The 17,797-nt window shown below is 39.2% G+C and carries 22 protein-coding genes and 1 other RNA gene; 5 read left to right on the top strand and 18 right to left on the bottom strand.

The window, feature by feature from the left end; genetic code table 11:
• Window positions 1-12: 12 nt before the first annotated feature.
• The 6 genes from ACFX4G_RS09165 to ACFX4G_RS09140 all read right to left on the bottom strand — a co-directional run bounded on the left by ACFX4G_RS09165 (window position 13) and on the right by ACFX4G_RS09140 (window position 3,682).
• Window positions 13-240 (bottom strand): sulfurtransferase TusA family protein, encoded by a 228-nt coding sequence (locus ACFX4G_RS09165; protein ID WP_102813581.1) that lies wholly within the window; start codon window positions 238-240, stop codon window positions 13-15.
• 92 nt (window positions 241-332) lie between these two features.
• The gene (locus ACFX4G_RS09160; protein ID WP_230183338.1) at window positions 333-593 is read right to left on the bottom strand and encodes a metal-sensitive transcriptional regulator; all 261 of its coding nucleotides are present in this window, start codon (window positions 591-593) and stop codon (window positions 333-335) included.
• Window positions 583-948 carry a sulfurtransferase gene (locus ACFX4G_RS09155; RefSeq protein WP_377574202.1) on the bottom strand — a complete coding sequence of 122 codons (366 nt, stop codon included), beginning with the start codon at window positions 946-948 and terminating at the stop codon, window positions 583-585. The genes ACFX4G_RS09160 and ACFX4G_RS09155 overlap by 11 nt, the downstream gene beginning before the upstream one ends.
• Before the next feature lie 332 nt (window positions 949-1,280).
• Window positions 1,281-1,598 (bottom strand): hypothetical protein, encoded by a 318-nt coding sequence (locus ACFX4G_RS09150; RefSeq protein WP_377574199.1) that lies wholly within the window; start codon window positions 1,596-1,598, stop codon window positions 1,281-1,283.
• 301 nt (window positions 1,599-1,899) lie between these two features.
• Window positions 1,900-2,679 (bottom strand): enoyl-ACP reductase FabI, encoded by a 780-nt coding sequence (gene fabI / locus ACFX4G_RS09145; protein ID WP_074679795.1) that lies wholly within the window; start codon window positions 2,677-2,679, stop codon window positions 1,900-1,902.
• 130 nt (window positions 2,680-2,809) lie between these two features.
• Window positions 2,810-3,682 (bottom strand): LysR family transcriptional regulator, encoded by an 873-nt coding sequence (locus ACFX4G_RS09140; RefSeq protein WP_377574195.1) that lies wholly within the window; start codon window positions 3,680-3,682, stop codon window positions 2,810-2,812.
• A gap of 114 nt (window positions 3,683-3,796) precedes the next feature.
• Here ACFX4G_RS09140 and ACFX4G_RS09135 point away from each other — a divergent pair, with 114 nt between their 5' ends.
• Entirely contained in the window at window positions 3,797-4,690 is an 894-nt protein-coding gene (locus ACFX4G_RS09135; RefSeq protein ID WP_230183336.1) for a DMT family transporter, read from the top strand.
• Between the two features lie 33 nt (window positions 4,691-4,723).
• Here the strand turns inward: ACFX4G_RS09135 and ACFX4G_RS09130 are convergent, their stop codons facing one another.
• The 3 genes from ACFX4G_RS09130 to ACFX4G_RS09120 form a co-directional block, all read right to left on the bottom strand.
• Complete coding sequence (locus ACFX4G_RS09130) at window positions 4,724-5,215, bottom strand: GNAT family N-acetyltransferase (protein WP_230183335.1); 492 nt, start codon at window positions 5,213-5,215, stop codon at window positions 4,724-4,726.
• Between the two features lie 23 nt (window positions 5,216-5,238).
• Window positions 5,239-5,421, bottom strand: a complete 183-nt coding sequence (locus ACFX4G_RS09125; RefSeq protein ID WP_377574867.1) for a hypothetical protein — start codon at window positions 5,419-5,421, stop codon at window positions 5,239-5,241.
• Between the two features lie 170 nt (window positions 5,422-5,591).
• Entirely contained in the window at window positions 5,592-6,302 is a 711-nt protein-coding gene (locus ACFX4G_RS09120; protein WP_043981319.1) for a GntR family transcriptional regulator, read from the bottom strand.
• Window positions 6,303-6,586: 284 nt separating this feature from the next.
• Here ACFX4G_RS09120 and bglA point away from each other — a divergent pair, with 284 nt between their 5' ends.
• Entirely contained in the window at window positions 6,587-8,026 is a 1,440-nt protein-coding gene (gene bglA / locus ACFX4G_RS09115) for a 6-phospho-beta-glucosidase BglA (RefSeq protein ID WP_377574190.1), read from the top strand.
• Between the two features lie 81 nt (window positions 8,027-8,107).
• Here bglA and ACFX4G_RS09110 read toward each other — a convergent pair whose 3' ends face one another.
• The 5 genes from ACFX4G_RS09110 to ACFX4G_RS09090 all read right to left on the bottom strand — a co-directional run bounded on the left by ACFX4G_RS09110 (window position 8,108) and on the right by ACFX4G_RS09090 (window position 12,095).
• Entirely contained in the window at window positions 8,108-8,257 is a 150-nt protein-coding gene (locus tag ACFX4G_RS09110) for a hypothetical protein (protein WP_165574900.1), read from the bottom strand.
• Between the two features lie 187 nt (window positions 8,258-8,444).
• Entirely contained in the window at window positions 8,445-9,842 is a 1,398-nt protein-coding gene (locus ACFX4G_RS09105) for an NCS1 family transporter (RefSeq protein WP_274155317.1), read from the bottom strand.
• 242 nt (window positions 9,843-10,084) lie between these two features.
• Entirely contained in the window at window positions 10,085-10,348 is a 264-nt protein-coding gene (locus tag ACFX4G_RS09100; protein WP_013058054.1) for an excalibur calcium-binding domain-containing protein, read from the bottom strand.
• Between the two features lie 98 nt (window positions 10,349-10,446).
• Entirely contained in the window at window positions 10,447-11,379 is a 933-nt protein-coding gene (gene bla / locus ACFX4G_RS09095) for a class A beta-lactamase (protein ID WP_165574899.1), read from the bottom strand.
• Between the two features lie 170 nt (window positions 11,380-11,549).
• Window positions 11,550-12,095 (bottom strand): cupin domain-containing protein, encoded by a 546-nt coding sequence (locus ACFX4G_RS09090; RefSeq protein ID WP_377574186.1) that lies wholly within the window; start codon window positions 12,093-12,095, stop codon window positions 11,550-11,552.
• A 138-nt stretch (window positions 12,096-12,233) separates the two neighbouring features.
• Here ACFX4G_RS09090 and ACFX4G_RS09085 point away from each other — a divergent pair, with 138 nt between their 5' ends.
• Window positions 12,234-12,851 (top strand): LysE family transporter, encoded by a 618-nt coding sequence (locus tag ACFX4G_RS09085; RefSeq protein WP_162214628.1) that lies wholly within the window; start codon window positions 12,234-12,236, stop codon window positions 12,849-12,851.
• A gap of 328 nt (window positions 12,852-13,179) precedes the next feature.
• Here ACFX4G_RS09085 and ACFX4G_RS09080 read toward each other — a convergent pair whose 3' ends face one another.
• Window positions 13,180-13,494, bottom strand: coding sequence for an MGMT family protein (locus ACFX4G_RS09080; protein WP_043981312.1), 315 nt, complete (start codon window positions 13,492-13,494; stop codon window positions 13,180-13,182).
• A gap of 353 nt (window positions 13,495-13,847) precedes the next feature.
• On the opposite strand from ACFX4G_RS09080, the gene ACFX4G_RS09075 reads away from it, so the two are divergent.
• The gene (locus ACFX4G_RS09075; protein WP_377574183.1) at window positions 13,848-14,405 is read left to right on the top strand and encodes a MerR family transcriptional regulator; all 558 of its coding nucleotides are present in this window, start codon (window positions 13,848-13,850) and stop codon (window positions 14,403-14,405) included.
• A gap of 32 nt (window positions 14,406-14,437) precedes the next feature.
• Here ACFX4G_RS09075 and ACFX4G_RS09070 read toward each other — a convergent pair whose 3' ends face one another.
• From ACFX4G_RS09070 to rnpB, 3 genes are all read right to left on the bottom strand, one after another.
• A complete protein-coding gene (locus ACFX4G_RS09070; RefSeq protein WP_377574180.1) occupies window positions 14,438-15,322 on the bottom strand; it encodes a LysR family transcriptional regulator in 885 nt (294 codons plus the stop codon).
• A gap of 359 nt (window positions 15,323-15,681) precedes the next feature.
• Window positions 15,682-16,071 carry a VOC family protein gene (locus ACFX4G_RS09065; RefSeq protein ID WP_043981309.1) on the bottom strand — a complete coding sequence of 130 codons (390 nt, stop codon included), beginning with the start codon at window positions 16,069-16,071 and terminating at the stop codon, window positions 15,682-15,684.
• A gap of 221 nt (window positions 16,072-16,292) precedes the next feature.
• Window positions 16,293-16,681: RNase P RNA component class B (gene rnpB / locus ACFX4G_RS09060), an RNA gene on the bottom strand.
• A gap of 247 nt (window positions 16,682-16,928) precedes the next feature.
• On the opposite strand from rnpB, the gene ACFX4G_RS09055 reads away from it, so the two are divergent.
• Window positions 16,929-17,747 carry a histidinol-phosphatase gene (locus ACFX4G_RS09055; protein WP_097822851.1) on the top strand — a complete coding sequence of 273 codons (819 nt, stop codon included), beginning with the start codon at window positions 16,929-16,931 and terminating at the stop codon, window positions 17,745-17,747.
• Window positions 17,748-17,797: the final 50 nt, after the last annotated feature.

Here is a 17,797-nt window from a genome sequence, read left to right as displayed (position 1 = left end):
TTTTAAAAAAAATTAGGCTTTTTGAATGTAAAAGATAAATGTACTGCCTTCTTCTTTAAAATCAATAAGTTCGTGTCCTGTTGATTTTGCCCACGCTGTTAAATCACTTTTAGCACCTTTATCTGTCGTTTGCACTTCTAATACTTGGCCTGTTGTTAAAGTATCCATTGCTTTTTTTGTTTTTACGATTGGCATTGGACACGCTAATCCTTTTGCATCTAAAACTTGATCAATTTTCATCGTATTTCTCTCTCCTTTTTATATACATATACCTGTAAGGGTATACTATACTAAATAATGATATTCGTCAACCTTAAACAAGGTGACAATGATTAACGGCTTTTCACTAACAGCTGTACAGCTTCTTTCACTAAACCTTCCGTTGGCTCTCCTTGCTTCAGGCTTTCTCTGACGCAGTGTTCAAGATTGCTGCTCACAATGACTCCCATTGTGCGATCAATGGCACTTCTTGCAGCAGATAATTGAGTCACGACGTCTCGGCAGTCTTTTCCTTGCTCCATCATACTAAGCACGCCTTTTAGCTGCCCTTCAATTCGGCGCAGGCGATTTTTCACCTGTTGGTTATACTCCATAATCAAATACCCCTTTCTTTCCTTTACTTTTACACTTACACGCTGCTAGCTCATAGCTGCGTACTTCAAAACCTTTTTTTCGTAAGAACCGTACGCCTAAATTTAACTCCACTCTATCCCCGGCAATCAGATGAACGCTGCCCTGTGGAATTTCTGAATAAAAGCGTTTGAGGTACGCATACGGAATAACTATAACAATAGAATCGCGAACTTCATGATAATGACGAATATCTACAACCGTTCGTCCAAGTTCTTTTGCTTCAGATTCACGTATGCACTGTATTCTTTTAACGGGATAATAACGTCTGTATGCAATAAATAAAATAGCAAGCAACAACACTGCTATATAGAGCATAACCATCACCGCCTTACTATTGAATTAATGTTGTTTACACGCTCTATATTATACCCCTACAGGTATATTGTCAAGCGGGAAAATTATATTTAATTTTGCTCATTTACATAGTTGTTTTACCTCGAACTAGTCCCTTTTATACAGCTTAGGCATTATGAATGTTGGTCTTTCACTCGCTTTATATATGTACCCCCTACCCTATCGACCAAACATATTTTTCATCATCGTCGCTCGTATACAGCGCTAAAAATCAAGCTCACTGCACCATTCACGTCTACACACAAAAGGTCCAGTTCTTAAGGAGAACCGGACCTTTCATGGTAAAAAGCTGATTAGCTTTGATGATAAATATTATGCCATTGATTCCATGAACTGTGTGGATGCTGCTGGTGCCACTGATTCCATGGCACATATGGATTTTGCTGATGCCACTGATTCCACGTACCGTGCGGATACTGCTGATGCCACTGATTCCATGGTGTATATGGATGTTGTTGATGCCATTGATTCCACGTACCGTGCGGATACTGATGATGCCACTGCTCCCAAGGTACATGAGGATGTTGCTGATGCCATTGATTCCACGTGCCTTGAGGATGCTGATGATGCCATTGTTCCCATGGAATATAATGTTGCTGTCCTTGATGCATATTTCGTCAACTCCTTTTCCTTTGCCACATCATATGTTCTTTTTAGGATTTAGAGCTTATCTATTTTAAAATATAGGCGTTTGATTAATTGTGAATTAAATTACGTATTTTTTCTCTTTACTTATAGGCATGAGCTTTTGGTTTACAAGTGGAAGCACGTATTTATCTAGAAGTATAGAATGAATATTTCTTATGATTCACCTTATTGCTAATAATACTTCTTTAAGAGGTCTGTGTTTTTTGGGATGCATTTGTCTTCCCATGAAAAAAACACCTTCTCATTCGAGAAGGTGTTTAGGAATTAACCTACAATATTGTAACCAGCGTCCACGTGTACGATTTCTCCCGTTACGCCGCGTGAAAGGTGGCTCAGTAATACAACCGTCATGTCGCCAACTTCTGCTTGCGTTACGTTACGCTTAAGAGGTGCTTTTTCTTCAACATGGTGAAGAATTTGGTTAAAGTCAGAAATGCCTTTTGCTGCAAGCGTACGAATTGGACCTGCTGAAATAGCATTTACGCGGATATTGTCTTTTCCTAAGTCTAATGCTAAGTATTTTACTGAAGACTCAAGCGCTGCTTTCGCTACGCCCATTACGTTATAGCCTTCAACTGCGCGCTCTGCACCAAGATAGCTCATCGCTACAAGAGAACCGCCTTCTGTCATAAGAGGTTTTGCTGCTTTTGCTACCGCGATCAATGAATAAGCGCTTGTATCTTGAGCAAATGCATATCCGCTTCTTGATGTATTGATGAACTCACCGTTTAAATCCTCTGAGTGAGCAAACGCAACAGAGTGAATCACTCCGTGAACTGTGCCTGCTTCTTCTCCGATTTTCTTGAACGCTGCTTCAATGCTTTCATCGCTGTTCACGTCACATTCAGCAATTAGTGATGCTTGAATTTCATTTTTTTCTAGCAGCTTGTTCAATTTTCCTAGTGAACGTTCTTTACGGTATGTAAAAATTAAGTTTGCTCCTACTTGGTGAAGGGCTTTTGCAACACCCCAAGCAATACTTCTGTCGTTGGCAACTCCCATGATCACAATGTTCTTGTTCTTTAATTGTAATAAATCTTCCATATTATCCTCCAAAAAAAATTAGTCATCAATGATGACTAATAGGTAATTGTATAGCTTTATTATAGCACAAAGATGCGCTTAGTTCCTAAGAGTCTTATGAATTAACCGATTTTGCTCTATAAATAATCTCCTACTTATCCGAATCCTGCAGCCATGCTTGCGTTGTTTCAGCAAATTTTTTGGCTGCAGGTGAAAGATGATAACGAGTAGCTAGACCAATTGAACGGTAGCTGTCTACTTGAAACGGAATCGCACGCAGCTCTTGCGGGATCGAATCCAAAAGCATTTCAGGTAAAATGCTAATTCCTAAGTGATGCGTAACCATCGATAAAATAGCACTTTCATCCATTAATTCAAAACGAATGTCAGGCTGAATGCCACGTTCCTCAAACAGTTGCTTAATATCATGATAACCGCCGTATGTCGGCATAATAAACGGTTCTTTCTCTAGATCTTCAAAAGAAACGGTTTTCTGATGGTATAGAGCACTTTGATTCGATACGACGCACAGCAGCCGGTCTTTTTTTAAAGAAATAATATGAAATTGACTTGAATGCGTAATGTTGATAAAGCCGCAGTCTATTTCTCCGCTCAGCAGCCACTGTTCAATTTCAAGGTAGTCGCCTTCCTTGAGCTGAATTTGAATGTCAGGGTAGTTTTTCTCCATCAGCCGAATAATTTCAGGAAGCCATTTGGTCGACACGCTTTTAAAAATACCGATTTTAATCGTTCCTTTTGCAAGACCCAATATGCTGGCTGCTTCTTGATGAACTTTTTCATTTTCTTGCAGCACTTTCCGAATAGCAAGCAGCATCGTTTCGCCTTCTGTTGTTAAGGTAATCCCCGCCCTGTTTCGATTTACAAGCGGAAAGCCAAATTCCGATTCAAGATTTGTAATGGCATGACTGACCGCTGACTGCGTGAGCGCCATCGCATCTGCCGCTTTTGTAAAGCTTTGCAATTCCGCTACTTTGTTTAAAATTTCGTATTTTACTAAGCTCATTTTACCCCGCCTCAACATGAATTTAATTCATGTTCATCATTATAAAGATTCATTTTATTAATATCAAATTCCTTTGTATACTGTGAGTACATGATAAACAATGGAGGGTTGAACGTGAGTTACCGCACACGAGCAAATATGATGATGATTGGGGTAAACGTATTTTGGGGTATGTCGTACGTATTTATGAAAATGGGGCTGAGTTCACTCGGATCATTTACCATTATTGCGCTTAGATGTTTGATTGCTTTTTTCATTGCCGGGCTATTTTTTCATAAGCCTTTACGGCAAATCACGCGCAAAACGATTTTATCATCCGCTATTTTAGGCTTTTTACTGTTTTCCGTTTTTGCATTTGTCACGTTTGGCGTCAGCATGACGTCTGCTTCAAACGCCGGATTTCTTGTCAGTTTAACGGTCATTTTTGTTCCGTTGCTCCACTGCTTGTTAATGAAGAAGCTTCCTTCTTGGCCGATTGGGCTTGGTGTTATCACTACCCTAACCGGTATAGGTGTTTTAACTTTAAAACACTCCTTTCATATGAATGCTGGTGATTTACTTTGCATTGGGACCGCACTATGTTATGCCATTCATATTACGTTAACTGGCACGTTTACAAAAAATGAAAATCCAATTGCTCTCGGCATTTTACAGCTGGGCTTTGCTGGATTATTTGCACTGATTTGCAGCTTTTTATTTGAACACCCTAGCATCCCCACTACTTTGTCATCATGGATTGCGATTTTAGGTCTTGGCGTTTTTTGCAGCGCGATTGGATTCATTTGTCAAGCCATTGCTCAGCGCTACACAACTCCTACTCACACAGGACTTATTTTTGCAACGGAGCCTATTTTTGCTGCGCTGTTTGCCGTTCTTTTTTTGCATGAGCTGTTTACGCTTAAAGAACTGATTGGTTCTGTTATTGTGGTTGCGGGGATTTTAATTGCTCAGTTAGACAATTTGCTACTTAAAAAAAGAGTTCATTATCAAGAGACATTGCCAAAGTAAAAGCCGCTAGATTCCTTAACCTAGCGGCTCACTTTATACCTTATATGTATAAAACTTTTTATCTACGTTCATCACCGGGAAATTCTCAGGCAGCTTTTCTTTCTCTATATGTTGAAACCCATTTTTCTCATAAAATCGATGAGCAGCTCTATATTGTAACGTGGTTCCTAAATATATTCTTTCCACTTCTCTCTCTTTTGCCCACGCGATGGCTGTATGCAATAACTGGTGAGCTGTTTTCAAGGTTGCTCCTCTATAAGACTTTGCTACAAACATTTTCCGCAGCGCTACTTGACGGCTGCCAATGTCTATTAAAGCTACGCTTCCTACTACTCTTTCGTTGCAAACAGCAACCCAGAAGTTTCCGTTTCCATGTTGATAAAAGCTTTCGATTTCAAACAAATCAGGCTGATCTTTTTCCGTTATTGGAATTTGGTATTCTTGCTGCTGAATATGAAGAATTAAATCCACTACTTGCTGTTGATACTTGCTAGCATATGGCTGAATAATGATACTTTCACTCAAAACCTCCACCACCTCTAATCAGTTTATTCCATCTTACTTTTGACTATTTTTAATACTGCACAGCTTATGTTCATTATAAAACCAATCACAGCACCTGCAAGAATCGATATCGCACCTACAGCGATAAAATCGCCTTTAGTCGGCTGAAATAAATTCATGGAAAGCAAACCGAACATAAAAAGCATGGGAATAAGATAACTCAGCATCTTTTTCAACTTCGCACCTCATTTCCTTATCTTTATAAACCCTGTAACCATTTTATCGTATAGTAATTTCCTATTTATTACAATCATTATCTTATTTCATATTTTTATCGAAAAAATGAAATAAAGTGCCTGCCTCTCGTTCCTTACTAATTGAGAGACAGACACTTTTTTTATAAAACATGACTAGTTGCTTGTAAAAAGAACTGAGATTGTTCGTAGTTGTACGTTACTTTTGAAAAGTCAAACGGCTGGCCGTTGGCTAAGTGAAAAAGCGTTTCAATAAACAATTTAGGATCCCCTTCTTTTAACCCTAAGTACGTGGCTTCTTCTTTGTTCAGCTTGCCAACGTGAAGATATAGATCAGAAAACCCGATTTTTAAGCCAAGTCCTTCTTTAATGTAATGAAAAATAGACTGAGAAACAATTTCGTTATTCAAGTACGTAACGATGGATTTATTATAAAACGATTCTTCTAGACAAAGCGTCTGGCCGTTGATATACCGTACTCTTTTTACATAATAGACATCACTATTTTCTTCTATGTTTAAATTTAACGCGGCTTCTTGCGTCGGCTTTCGTACATCTAACTCAATCACTTCCGACGTTAGCTGAAAATCTTCAAGTTCACTCGTAAATCCTTGATTGGAAAGCAAGCCAATATAGCCTGTTCGTTTATGGCGACGGACAAAAATGCCGCTTCCTCTTACTTGAAAAACCACGCCTTTTTTCTCCAGCAGATCTAGAGCTTTTGTTACCGTACTTTTGCTTGCCTTAAACTGCGCCATCAGCGTTTCTAATACCGGCAGCTTATCTCCTTGCTGAAGCTTATGGTCTTCAATATAGGTTTCAATTTCAATTGCAATTTGTTGGTATTTGATCATAGCTATACCTCTTTACTGAATTTGTCTCAAGAATAACACGATTATACCATAATCTAACTCCATACCATAAACTTTAATTATTCATTAATTATTATTTTATTAGGGTATTGATAAATTGTATCGGTACAATTATACTGAAAGCGTATAATCAACAAAGAGGTTAACAATCACGCCGGTTATTATCACCAATTTAAGCGCTTATCGAGAAGTGATTGTTGAAGATATTGAAAATAGCGGGCTGAATCAAACATTATTTACCGTAGTGAAATAAGGAGGAACTAACAATGACAAAGATGCCAAAGAATTTTTTATGGGGCGGCGCATTAGCAGCTCATCAATTTGAAGGTGGATGGAACCAAGGCGGAAAAGGACCGAGCGTAGTAGACGTTATGACTGCAGGAGCGCACGGTGTAGCGCGACAAATCACTGAAACAGTGGAAGAAGATAAATTTTATCCGAATCACGAAGCGATTGATTTTTACCACCGCTACAAAGAAGATATCGCGCTGTTTGCAGAAATGGGCTTAAAATGTTTGCGTACGTCGATTGGCTGGAGCCGTATTTTCCCTAAAGGCGATGAAGCTGAGCCAAACGAAGAAGGAGTAAAATTCTACGACGATGTATTTGATGAACTGTTAAAGCATGGAATTGAACCGGTTATTACGCTGTCTCACTTTGAAATGCCCCTGCATTTAGCTCGAGAATACGGCGGATTTAGAAGTCGAAAAACGGTGGACTGCTTTGTGAAGTTCGCTGAAGTTTGTTTCGACCGCTATAAAGACAAAGTCACGTACTGGATGACGTTTAATGAAATTAACAATAAAATGGACGTACACAACCCGCTATTCTTATGGACGAACTCAGGTGTTTCTGTAAAGCCGGGTGAAAACGCAAAAGAAGTGATGTATCAAGCAGGACATCATGAACTGCTTGCAAGCGCTCTTGCCGTATCAAAAGGAAAAGAAATTAATCCGAATTTCCAAATCGGAGCGATGGTTTCACATGTGCCAATCTATCCTTATTCTTCAAATCCTGAAGATGTGATGTTAGCAGAAGAAACAATGAGACAGCGCTACTTCTTCCCTGACGTTCAAGTTCGCGGCTATTACCCAAGCTATGCGTTAAAAGAATTCGAACGAGAAGGCTATCATATTCCGTTTGAAGAAGGCGACGAAGAAATTTTACGAAACGGAAAAGTTGATTATTTAGGCTTCAGCTATTACATGTCCACAACGGTTAAAAGCGACGTTGAAGCTGATAACACGGGCGATATCGTAAACGGCGGATTGCCAAACGGCGTAGCAAATCCTTATATCAAATCAAGCGATTGGGGCTGGTCAATTGATCCAACGGGCTTGCGCTATACGTTAAACCGCTTCTACGACCGCTATCAAATTCCGCTGTTCATCGTAGAAAACGGATTTGGTGCCATTGATACGGTTGAAGAAGACGGATCCATTCATGACGCATCACGAATTGAATATTTAAAATCGCACATCGAAGCGTTAGAAAAAGCTGTGATGTACGATGGTGTTGATTTAATGGGCTATACGCCATGGGGAATTATTGATATTGTTTCCTTTACAACAGGCGAAATGAAAAAGCGATACGGCATGATTTATGTCGACCGTGACAACGAAGGAAACGGATCAATGAAGCGCTACAAAAAAGATTCCTTTAACTGGTACAAACATGTAATTGAAACAAATGGTGAAGAACTATAAGAAATTAGAAAAAGCCGGACTCCTGCGTAAAAACATAGGAATCCGGCTTTTTTAAAACGTGTAAAAATAAAGGCAAATACGTTATCTCGGTTTATCTACTAACTGTGTTTGCGCAATTTCCGTTTGCTTAATTCCCGCTCGTTGAATTTCATCAGCAAACGATTCATATTTCAGCGTTTTGATGACCTTTTCGCTTCCATCCCGAAGAGTATACACTCTAAATTCATACATACTCTACCCTCTCCTTTAAGCTATGATTGATGCGATACATTAGATGCGCTCCTGTAAAAGCAACTCACAATAGAGGTAACTTTTTTCTCTTCTTTACTTTACCCACTTTTTAGGAAACTAGACAAAGAGATTTAATCTGACGCGATAAAAGCCTTTGCAGCAAGCAAAGGCTTTTATCGATGGAATGTTAGTATTCAAAGATGGTTCCTTTTTTAAATTTTGAATGTTTAAAAGCAAATTTCGTTAAAAGAATATACGCAACTCCTGCAACTACCACTCCTATAATCCAGCCTAAATCGACTTCGATAAATGCAGCACCTGCGCCGATGAGCATCGCAAGCATGGCGCATGGATTGTAGCCGGAAAACGGCCCTTTTTCTTGATACAATTCTTCTACGTTTACTCTTTGTTTTCGTAAAATATAGTAATCAACCAGTAAAATAGAAACAATTGGACCTAAAAAAGCAGAGTAAATCAAAATGAACAGCCCAAGACCTGCAGCTGACGAATCTTGAACAAGCACCCAAGGGAACGAGCAAAAGGCAAGGAGTCCAGTAATGGTCACCGCCACTTTATAATTTGCTTTTGTCAGCAGCGTAATCACATACGTAGGTGGAATAATGTTCGCCACCATGTTTACGGCAATAACGCCAATCACAATAAAAGCCGATACAGCGACGGTGATATACGAATTATCCACTACAACCGCGAACGCTTTAACTGGATTGGAAATACCCGTAGCAGAAGCAAGCATTGCCCCGATTGTAAGAACGAATCCATAGGCTACTAGAATTGGTGTAAAGTATAAGAACCCACGCTTTGTGTCGCTAATTCCTGGCTTCAGTTCTCTAGAGTAATCGGCTGCGCTTAGAAAAATCGCTGCATAATTCCCCATGAACATCATAATGAAAGAAAAGAACGGAAGTCCCCATGAACCTTTTGTATGTACCCACTTCTCCCCTACTACCTCACTATGAGAAGTTAAAAGAACACCAAATACGTAAACAAGGCCAAGCAATATGATGATTGAAGCAAGCATCTCTACCCATTTAACCGCGTGGAAGCTGTACAGGGAAAGCACGATTTGCAGCAGCTGAATGATAATAAAGCAAAGAACAAGATTGTCAAAAGACCCTTTACTCACAATTTTCCCGATTTCGTTTAAAGCGGTACCGCCTGTCCAGCTTTGGAAACCATACCAAATGATAGCTGGAATACCTCGTAAAAGAGACGATATGACGGATCCTTTTATTCCAAAAGACATTCGAAGCTGCATCACATACGGTATGCCCGTCTTATAGCCAATTCGATCGTTTAACACAAAAAAAGTAGAAATAATACCAATGGCAATAATCGCTGCCACAAACGTTTGAAAAAGATTTAATACCGCAGTACCTGCTACTACTAAGCTTGCGCCAAGCGTCATATTTCCTAAATTAACGCCGTCTCCAATCCACATAAACATATAAGACATCGGAGTTAGCTTTCGATCACTTTCCGCTTTTGGCTTCAGTGACGGATCAAGACCTGCATCTTGATGAGAATGCACCTCTTCTATAACGGAACTTGTTGCATTTGTAGACACTATACACTCAACTCCTTTTGTGTGATGTTTCCACCCTAATTTCTAACATTAGATGTAAGTTAACTTAACATGTACATAGTGTATACGAATTCCAGCGCAAGTTCATTATTATTTTTGTGAATTTTCTGATATTATTTTGTGCGGTTTGACTAATTTTTGACCTCAACTCACAACATACAGGAGTTGATGATAATAAAAAATCCAAGCGCTTACAATAAGCGCTTGGATGAGTCAGCTAGTATTTATTTTTCACAGGCAATGTAGTCTTTATCTCGATCTAGCTTTGTATTGGCATCATACAGTGATTTTGACACATACGGTTTGTACTTTGTTTTGCCGCCTTTATTTGTTACATTAGCCGCACGAGCTACGCCGCCTTTGTAGTCTTTGTTTAATTCCGTACAGTTTTTGTAAGATTTAGCTGCCGCATCTACGTTTGAAACTGTGCTAAAAGATACGCTCGTTAATAAACCGAAAGATAGAACAATTGGAAAAATCTTTTTCATAAGAGATACTTCCTTCCTATATTTTTTCTAATTAATAATAGAATGTTCTATCGATCTTTTCAATCTTTTTTTTACATTTAAACTACTACTATCCAATTTTATTTACGAGTAACTTTAAGAGTCTTCACCGCTTGTTTAGCCGCTTCTGCAATTAGTTTATCATTATACTCCGCATCTTTTTCCGCACGATTGGAAAGGATCGCAAGAACAATTGGATCTCCTTTTGGCGGCCAAAGGATAGCAATATCATTTCGCGTCGCGTATGAGCCTGCGCCTGTCTTATCGGCTACTTCCCAGCTTTTCGGCACGCCCGCTCGTATTAACGCATCCCCTGTTGTGTTTCGCTTCATCCAATCTGTTAAAAGTGCACGTTTGTCTTCAGGAAGTGCCTGTCCAAGTACATATTTTTGAAGACTTGCAGCGAGTGCTCTTGGTGTACTTGTATCGTGGGTTTCTCCTGGATTCACTTCATTTAAATCCGGTTCAAAGCGCTCAGGCAGCGTCACATCGTCTCCTATGTTTTCTAAAGCTTCTTTAAATCCATCCGGTCCGCCCAGCTGCTGCAGAATTAAGTTCCCTGCCGTATTGTCGCTGTAGCGAAGCGATGCATCCGCGAGTTCTCGAAGAGTCATGCCTGTATCCACGTGCTTTTCTGTAATTGGATTATAGTTTACAAGGTCATCGCGCGTATAAAAGATTCGTTCGTTGAGATCTTCAATTGACTTCTGCTGTAAAAGTGCACCGACAGCGAGAGCTTTATGAGTAGACGCATAAGCAAAACGCTCGTCCGAGTGATACGTTACCGTTTTATTGGTGCCCGTATCTAATGCAAAAACGCCAAGATTCGCATCATATTTTTCTTCAAGCTTAGCAAACTCTCGATCACTCTTAGTTTCTTGCCTTTGACAATTTACCGTTTCAGCATGTACCTCGCTGCTTGAAAAGCTTACAGCCGCCGCGCACGACAGAGCGATTACAGGCATCATTTTTTTAAGCTTTGAAGTACGAAACATCTCTTTCCATGTCTTCATTACCCTTCAACACCTTTCAAAAAAGTATTTAGTATGTATTCTCTTAGGTAGAGATTACCAACAATTCTATTTTATCAATTGTTTATCCTTACAAACATGATAGCTTTATCACATTTGTATAATAAAAGTGTCTCACACTGAAGATGAGCAGTATAAAAATCGTAAGTATTTTAAAAAACAGGCGGTGTGACTGAGAATAAAATCACTGCTTTCTCCTCAAAGGGATTGTCCCATTTGTGCTTCAGATGCGAAGGGATTTTGACGCTGTCTCCTTTTTCTAGCACGTATACTTCCTCTTCCAAAGATACCTTAATTTTTCCTTCTAAGACATATGCCACTTCCTCCCCTTTATGCGCTAAAGGAGATTCTGATGAAGACTTCATCGGCGGTATTTCCATAATCGCCGTAGCTAGATTTCCCGTAAAGTCTGGTGATACTAGCGAATACGTTAACTCTTTTACTTTCATCGTTGTACGCTCGTTCGACCGTACGACTAAATGAGAGGTATTTATTTCTTCAAGTAAAAAACTGAAAGTAGGAACATCGAGGCATTTAGCTAAAATTTTAAGCGTGGAAATGGACGGATTAGCTAATCCTCGCTCAATTTGACTTAACATAGACGGCGTAATCTCCGCTAATTCGGCTAATTCTCGACTGCTTAGCCCCTTTGCTTTTCGAAATTTCTCTACTTTTTTTCCAATATCTATGTTTTCCATGATGATTCCTCCATAAAAAAACGTTTAATTACATTTAATTTTATTAAATTAAACTTAATAAATAGCGTTACTTATGTTAAATTATATTTAATAAATAAAATACAGTTTAATACTATCACAGTAAGGAGGAAGAAAAAAATGAACGACATCTTCACCTTTTTGATTCTCACACTATTTGTTATTATGAGTCCTGGTATTGATACTGCTCTTATTACCAAACGAACGATGTCAGATGGACAAACGGGCGGCTATAAAATGGCATTAGGATTAGCGAGCGGCTCTTTAGTTCATACACTTGCCGCTACGTTTGGTTTATCAGCTCTTCTTCTTCAGTCAGCTCTGGCATTTGAAATCGTAAAATATGCAGGAGCCCTGTACTTAATGTACTTAGGAATCTCTGCTTTTCTTTCTAAAAAAACCGATACAGTTTCTCCTATAAAAGAGGAGAAGTCAAAAGAAACATCCGCTTTTCGTCAAGGTCTTGTCTCAAACGTCCTTAATCCAAAAGTGGCGGTGTTTTTCTTAACTTTTTTACCTCAATTTGTTCAAAGTGATCAAAACGTAACGCTTCAATTACTTCTGATGGGAATAACCTATACGATCCTTGCTATCACGTGGTTTTTCGTATTCGTCTTTTTTATTAACTATTTACGAAAATGGCTCACAACACCTAGCGTTCAGCGCTTTATGGATAAAGCAACGGGCGTCGTGTTAATTGGGTTTGGATTAAAGCTTGCTTTTGAAAAACATAAATAACAAAAGTATGTTAGTTGAAGAAAGTTCCAAACGAGTTTGATTCTTGATGGAGAATTAAACTCATTTGGATTTTTTTATTGTGATAGTGAACGTAGGTCTAATCAGGTGCTTCTAGCTATTGATTGGAGGGCAAGACGAAGACTCCTGTGGGAAAAGCGGGAATGGTGAGACCCCGCAGGAGCATACGCGACGAGGAGGCTCACCGCCCGCCCGCGGAAAGCGAAGTCTTGCACGGAAATTAATGGCGGTGTCACAAGCGGTTCAGTTCCTCTATCTCGTTTGTTCATCTTTAGCTGGAATTAATTTCGCTATGTCTCAATTTCTTTTATTATTTATACACGTCAGGTTCATAGAGATGGACTTTAAGATCAAGCTTTCCATCCGAAGAAACGAGTATTCCTTCCGCTTCGAGTGAAAGTTTTTGAACAACGTACATTTCTTCGTCTTTAAACCCAATTTCTCCTTTAGAATTAATGACTCTGTGCCAGGGGAGATTATGTTTCTTACTCATCGAATGCAGGACTCGTACAACCTGCCTTGCACCTCGCGGACTACCAGCCAGGCGGGCGATTTGTCCGTATGTCATTACTTTCCCGGATGGTATTTGTTTAATAAGTGCTACTGCTCGTTCTGTAAAACTCAAGTCGCTCCTCCTTTCGTTTCTTCTTTAGTACAACATTACCATATTAAATAAACAGTGAAGGAATCACTCGATTTTTCTTCAGCAACATTATAAGATAATAATAAGAAGTACGCTCATCATTGTTCAACATACTCCAAACAAATGCTTACTGATTATTTCCTATTCTTCAACTAACAAATCTTTGTGCGAGTGGCAGCTTATACCTCATTTATGACACTGTGATTATAAAAACGTTACAGAAACCAACACAGCAAGGTACGTAGAAGCGTTACATGATAAGATAAACAGTAGATACTAGTACAATTTCAAATTGATGCTGACGAATAAGTAATCATTTAAAAAGTGGTGAGAAAATGACAAAATGGCTTAGTGTAAAAGAATTATCTGAAGAAACGAGTATTCCTACTTCAACCATCAGAAGATATATAGATAAATTCCAATATTTCTTTATACAAAAAGAGGATCATCGACCAAAACAATATGAAGCTGCGGCTGCGACCGTTTTACTGAAAATTAAGCAGCTTTATGATGAGGGCTGTCAAGCAGAAGAAATCCATGAAGCGCTGCAAAAAGAATTCTCTTTGACTACAAGCGAGGATCAAGCTGCCGTGTCTCTAGAAGAAGCCGAAGACAAAGAGGACACAGAGAACACAGCAGAAGCAGCTGACCAGCCCGAGGCCGACGACCAGCAGCCGACACCTCCCGAACAGCCGGTACAGCCTTCACCCCAACAAGAGCCTGATACAAAACAAATTCTTCAGGAAAAAGATAAGCAGCTCATTCAATCTTTGCGTAAAAGCTTGCGTGAACAGCAGGCCATTTCAGAATTAGTAGAAGCTTCAAAAGAAAGCAGCGTAGTAGGTAAAAAGAGATCGATTTTAAAACGATTATTCCAACGAAAAAAGAACTAAGTTTGTAAACAAATCTAGGCTAAGAAACACCTTTATTTGTGGTCATTAAATTTATGTAAAACAAAGTTTCTAAACTGTTTAACAGCCGGTGATAGATATCTTCCTTCAATCCATGCTAGTCCAATTACTCGGTGGCAGTTGGCTTTAGCTAATGGGATTTTCACTATTTTACTTTGATCGATTCCGTGTAAATCTGGAAGGATAGAAATTCCTAAGCCGGCTCCTACAAGTCCCGCTACGGTATCAGCTTCCTCTCCTTCAAACATGATGTGAGGCTTTACCCCTGTCTCTTCAAATAACTGCTCAAACGTAAGACGAAGAGAAAAACCTTCTTTTAAGTGAATAAATGATTCTTCAGCAATTTCTTCTAGTGGGATACTTTCACGATCAGCATACTGATGATTTTTCGGTACGATCACAAACAACTCTTCATTCCAAAGATGCTGCCACTTAATGACCGATTTCTCTTCCATAGGCGCAATCAAACAAAGATCCAGTTCACCGAGCTGCAGCTGCTCAAGAAGAACGTGAGAAGGACTTTGCCTCAGCTGAAAATTCACCTTAGGATATAAGCGGCGAAACGACGCGATTAAATCTGGAATCAAATCTGTGCTGAGCGTATGTAAAAACCCAAGTGACACCTGCCCTTTTTCAGGATCTAGCAGCGCTTGAATTTCCTCTTGTCCTTTATCAAATTCTTTCATTATGTTATCTACACGCTTTAAAAAAACTTTGCCATATTGGTTTAATTGAATGGAACGCCCTTGCCGGTCAAATAGAGACGCTCCTACTTCTTCTTCAAAACGAGCAATTGAACGACTGAGCGCAGGCTGCGTAATTAACAGTTCTTCTGCTGCTCGCGTCATATGCTGCGTACGTGCTAGCGTTTGAAAATATTTAAACTGCTGCCACTCCACTCCGTACCATCTCCTTATCAAACCGTTCTATTCATTACACAGATGTATGAAAAATATGATTATAATGAATTATACATTATAAATAGAGGGTGTTACTATAAAAAATGAAAACATACTCGAGGATGTTTTTAGTTCATCTTGACGATTGCTGTATACGGCACTTATTAAAATTTTATACTCATCATTTTCTAGCAGAAAGAAGGATTTGGTATGAAACGTAAGGAAAGTTATTAAAAAGCTAACTAAGATATCATAGTAACTACACATCAAAAAGACCTTTCTCTCACCATAAAAGAAAGGTCTTTTTTGAGAATCTAACACACATTCTTTCTTGTATGTACCCCTTAAAGTAAACTTTTTTAGAGTTTAACCCGTTCTACTAACTGCAGCAACTCATCATTAGGTCCGTGAAATAAAATCATACGGCCGCCTTCAAGCGTTGGCTGAGGCTCAGATGATAAAAATTCAATTCCTTTGCTCTTATAATGTTGAATCGCCTTATTTATATCCTCTACCGTAAAGGCAAGGTGGTTAACAATCCCGCTTTTGTTATACTCGCCAATCGGGTCAATATCTCGAATGAGCTCAATTTCCATACCCGGCTGTTCTTCAAGATACAAAAAAGCCATCTCTCTTTTCTCGTTAGATCCTTGAAGGCGAACTTTAAAGCCAAACATATCTCCGTAGTAGTGAATCGTCTCATCCATATTTCCAACAATAATTGCTGTATGCTCCATTTTTTTAATCATGAATATTCTCCCTTTCCCCGTATTTAGTAAGTACAAGTAAACTATAGCGCAATTTAGACAATATGTATTTCCATATACCTTGAATTCTCATACTATAGTTAGGAAAATTCAAGCACTCTATCAATGAATCGGCTATGATTTGAAAAATAACAAATAAAAAAACAAACCTCATTGGTTTGTTTTGGTTACGTATTTTATAATCAGTCTCTGTTTCAACAACGTTCGATAAGCCATGTTTTGTACCTTTGTACTGCAAACGATTTTACTCTCGTACTCAGGCGGTAATCATCTATCTACGATTACACATGTAACCGTCCGTCTCTCCGTTTGATTCCTTAGAGACAGTTCCCCTACCATTGTTTGGGTTTCTCGCTCGTGGGGTTTACCGCGTTCCACCTTTGCTGTTTCCAGCAAAGCTTCGTCACTGTGGCACTTTCAGGGATACTCGACCATATCCGAAGACTTAGGTGGTTTTTCCCGCCGTCAGCTAAGCTATAAGCCAAGCTGCCCTAGCTTATTTTTTCACTAGGCACGAACACTACGGACATCTCAGCACCGTGCGAGCATGGACTTTCCTCTACATCAAATGATGCAGCGATTACCTGAACGTTATTTCAGATCGTGTATGAGTAGTATATGCGTTTTAGCTTGCCGAATCAAATGTAACTTTTGGTATGAATTCCATGTCAATTTTTGCAGCAAATTAAATAAAATAACCTCTTTCTGTACAATCTTTTTAGTAGATGACTCACCAGCAAGCCAAGAAATATTCTCTTCATCCATTTCTACGGGGGATACTTTGTTTCTTTGTAGAATATTTTATACACTACATAAAAAGGTAACAGAGGTGATGAAAAATGAACGCTGATTTAAAATTTGATTTTCATACCCATCACGACCGATGCGGACATGCTCGCGGAACGATTCGAGATTATATAGAGGCATCTATTGATAAAGGCTTTGATATCATTGGGATTTCGGATCATTCTCCTTATTTTGGGAGCGAAGAAGACCAGCCGCATCCTCACATTGCGATGGGAAAAAGCGCATTCTCCGGATATGTAGCTGAGATTTTGAAACTAAAAGAAGACTATAAAGAAAAAATTGAAGTGCTGTTAGGCGTAGAGTCTGATTTCTTTCCTGAGCATGCGGAGATATATCGTAGCTACTATGAAAAATATCCGTTTGACTACATAATCGGCTCTGTCCATCAAGTTGATGAAGTCAGCATCTTTCATAAAACGCGCTGGGAAGGCCTTTCTCAGCAAGAAAAGCAGCGCACGAAAGAAACGTATTATCAATTGATCGAAGAATCTGCCCGGAGCAGAATGTTTCAGATTCTTGGACATATTGATGCCATGAAAGGATTCTATCCTTCTTTTTCTTCTATTCAGACAGCTGTTATTGATCAAACGCTAAAAGTGATTTCAGCACATGACATTGCCATAGAAGTTAATACATCAGGCAAAACCAAAGACTGCGGAGGCTGGTATCCTGCAGATGATATTTTGGAAAGAGCCCTGCACTACGGGGTACGCATTACATTTGGTTCCGATGCCCATGACCCGGAGCGCATTGGCGACGACTTTGAACTAGTAAAAAAGCGCCTTAAAGAAATCGGCTTTAAGGATTGGGTCTTTTTTAGACAGAAAAAAATGCAGGTAGCTTCTTTGTAAAACGGTAAACTTAAATAGACTGTAAATACAAATATGCCTGAAGACACGCA

It is taken from the genome of Priestia sp. YIM B13486, from assembly GCF_042787865.1.
Classification (GTDB): Bacteria; Bacillota; Bacilli; order Bacillales; family Bacillaceae_H; genus Priestia; species Priestia megaterium.
This window is presented reverse-complemented; position numbering and strand designations above follow the sequence as displayed.